Origin of the sequence: Albidovulum sp. (assembly GCF_049646345.1) — a bacterium.
Classification (GTDB): domain Bacteria; phylum Pseudomonadota; class Alphaproteobacteria; order Rhodobacterales; family Rhodobacteraceae; genus Albidovulum.
In genome coordinates this window covers 1-2,302 of the sequence record NZ_JBARVQ010000224.1, presented here as the reverse complement: position 1 = coordinate 2,302, position 2,302 = coordinate 1, and the positions used below count along the sequence as shown (strand labels likewise).

The 2,302-nt window shown below is 62.2% G+C and carries 3 protein-coding genes and 1 pseudogene; 2 read left to right on the top strand and 2 right to left on the bottom strand.

Annotated features, from left to right (window positions below):
* Positions 1–257 (top strand): integrase core domain-containing protein (locus WBB85_RS05430; protein WP_432637611.1); only part of this gene is annotated, 257 nt, incomplete at its 5' end.
* A gap of 173 nt (positions 258–430) precedes the next feature.
* On the opposite strand, the gene WBB85_RS05425 is transcribed toward WBB85_RS05430, so the two are convergent.
* Entirely contained in the window at positions 431–688 is a 258-nt protein-coding gene (locus WBB85_RS05425) for a type II toxin-antitoxin system ParD family antitoxin (RefSeq protein ID WP_432637610.1), read from the bottom strand.
* Here WBB85_RS05425 and WBB85_RS05420 point away from each other — a divergent pair.
* On the top strand, positions 643–1,275 hold the full coding sequence (locus WBB85_RS05420) for a tyrosine-type recombinase/integrase (protein ID WP_432637609.1): 633 nt from the start codon (positions 643–645) through the stop codon (positions 1,273–1,275). The two genes, WBB85_RS05425 and WBB85_RS05420, sit on opposite strands and share 46 nt — an antisense overlap.
* Before the next feature lie 10 nt (positions 1,276–1,285).
* On the opposite strand, the pseudogene WBB85_RS05415 reads toward WBB85_RS05420, so the two are convergent.
* Positions 1,286–2,302 (bottom strand): annotated as a pseudogene (locus WBB85_RS05415) (IS3 family transposase); the annotation flags it as partial.

The window sequence follows — 2,302 nt, the reverse complement described above, 5'->3', positions numbered from 1 at the left end:
TGGCGAGCCGGGAAATCAAGATCAGCATGGACGGCAAAGGCGCCTGGCGCGACAACGTCTTCGTCGAGCGCCTTTGGCGGACCATCAAATACGAAGAGGTCTACCTGCGGGCCTATGCCAGCGTCTCGGAAGCCCGCGCCGGGGTCGGCCGCTATCTCGGCTTCTACAACAGTCGGAGGCCCCACTCATCGCTTGACGGCAAAACACCCGATCAGGCTTACTTCAATCCGTCGGCGCCCCAAGCGGCAGCGGCATAAACAAGGTGGAAAACCACTTAGAAAACGCCGGGAACCTGTTCAGACAAACCGAGCCACCTCTCAGGTCGGTGGTGTAGGCGACCGCTTGTTCTGTGGACCAACGCTGCGCGGTGAACAGCCAGATGTCTTCAAGGTCGGCCTCCGCGAGTGGAGAATACAGTATCCGCTTCATCTCAACCGGCATGTCGGCGGTGCATACGAGCCTGGAAGGCTTCTGCATTCAAGGGACGGGGCGGGCCGGATTCATCACCGGCGAGCAGCGCGTCTTTCAAGGCCTGAACCTTGGTCTCATGTTCTTCGAGCAGTCTCAGGCCTGCCCGCACGACCTCGCTCGCCGACGCGTTGTCGGCGCTGGGGTGGCATGTGGCGGACCGGAGGAGATGCCATGACCATCGCCAATCTTCCCGCCATCCGTGCCTGCCGCCCCGCATGGAACAAGGGCCGCGTCGTCGGCCAGAAGCGGCCTCTGTTGCCGAAACATGTCTGGGCCATCCGGGTCCGGCTTGAACTTGCCGGGAACATCCGCGACCTCGCGATCTTCAACACCGCGATCGACAGCAAGCTCAGGGGCTGCGATCTGGTGAAACTCAAGGTCGCCGAAGTCTATGCCGCCGGGCAGGTGAAGGAACGCGCCTCGATCATCCAGAGCAAGACCGGCAAGCCGGTCCGCTTCGAATTCGCAGAGGGTACGCGGAAGTCGCTGGAGGACTGGTTCAGAAACCCGCTGATGATCGGGTCGGAATACCTTTGGCCCGGACGCTTTCATGAGCGGCTTCACATCTCAACGCGCCAATACGCCCGCCTTGTGCGCGACTGGGTGACGTCGATCGGGCTGGAGCCAAGTTCCTACGGGACGCATTCGATGCCGAGGACGAAAGTCGCCGAGATCTATCGCAAGACCGGCAATCTGCGTGCCGTGCAACTCCTTCTGGGACACACCAAGATGGACAGTACCGTCCGATATCTCGGCGTCGAACTCGAAGACGCGCTGGCCATCGCTGAAGCCGTCGAGATTTGAGCCAAAGGGCCGTCCTACACCGGACGGCCCAATGGGGACGCTCGGTGTTGTAGTCCGCGGCCCAGGCAGCGATCACGATCCGCGCATGTGCCAGGTTGCGGAACATGGTCTCGCTGAGCAGCTCATCGCGCATCCGCCCGTTGAAGCTTTCAACGAAACCGTTCTGCATTGGCTTGCCCGGCGCGATGTAATGCCATTCGATCCGGTGCCCGGAGCACCATCGTAGGATCGCGTTACTGGTCAGCTCAGTGCCATTGTCGCTCACAATCATCCCAGGCCTTCCGCGGCGCTCGATCAGGGCCGTCAGCTCACGCGCCACGCGGTGCCCTGATATCGAGGTGTCAGGGATCGCAGCCAGGCATTCACGTGTGACGTCGTCGACCACGTTGAGAACACGGAAGCGCTGGCCGTTGGCGAACTGATCATGGACGACATCCAGAGATCCCATTGCCCGACAGGCGATTTGCAATGCAAATCTGCCGAGAGGGGCGCGCATTGGGGCGCGCCTCGACCAGGAATGGCGCCCGTGTTCCGACCGCCTTGCGCCGGGCCTTTCGCTGGCGCACCGTCAGCCCTTCCGAGCGGTAGAGCCGATAGATCCGGCTGATCCCAGAAGGCTCGCCTTCGCGGCGCAGCAGCACGAAGAGCCGCCGGCAACCGAACCGCCGGCGCTTGTTGGCCAGGTCCCGTAGCCGACCGCGCAGCACTGTGTCCGGCGCACGCTGAGATCGATAGCGGATCATCCTGCGATCCGCGCCGACGATGTGGCAGGCCCGACGCTTCGACAGGCCATGCTCGGCCTGAAGATACGCGACGGCTTCGCGCTTCACGGCGGGCCCTACCACTTTTTTGAAACCAGATCCTTCATTGCAGCCAGATCCAGCATCTGTTCGGCCAGCAGCTTCTTCAGCTTGGCGTTCTCATCCTCGAGCGCCTTTAGCCGCTTGGCCTCCGACACCGTCCTGCCGCCGAATTTGGCCTTCCAGTTGTAGAAGGTACCCTCCGACATCCCGTGCTTGCAACACAG

Bases quoted from the DNA above. Each gene is read 5' to 3' on its own strand.
- WBB85_RS05425 (WP_432637610.1), bottom strand. From the start codon at position 688: ATGCGGGGCGGCAGGCACGGATGGCGGGAAGATTGGCGATGGTCATGG.
- WBB85_RS05420 (WP_432637609.1), top strand. From the start codon at position 643: ATGACCATCGCCAATCTTCCCGCCATCCGTGCCTGCCGCCCCGCATGG.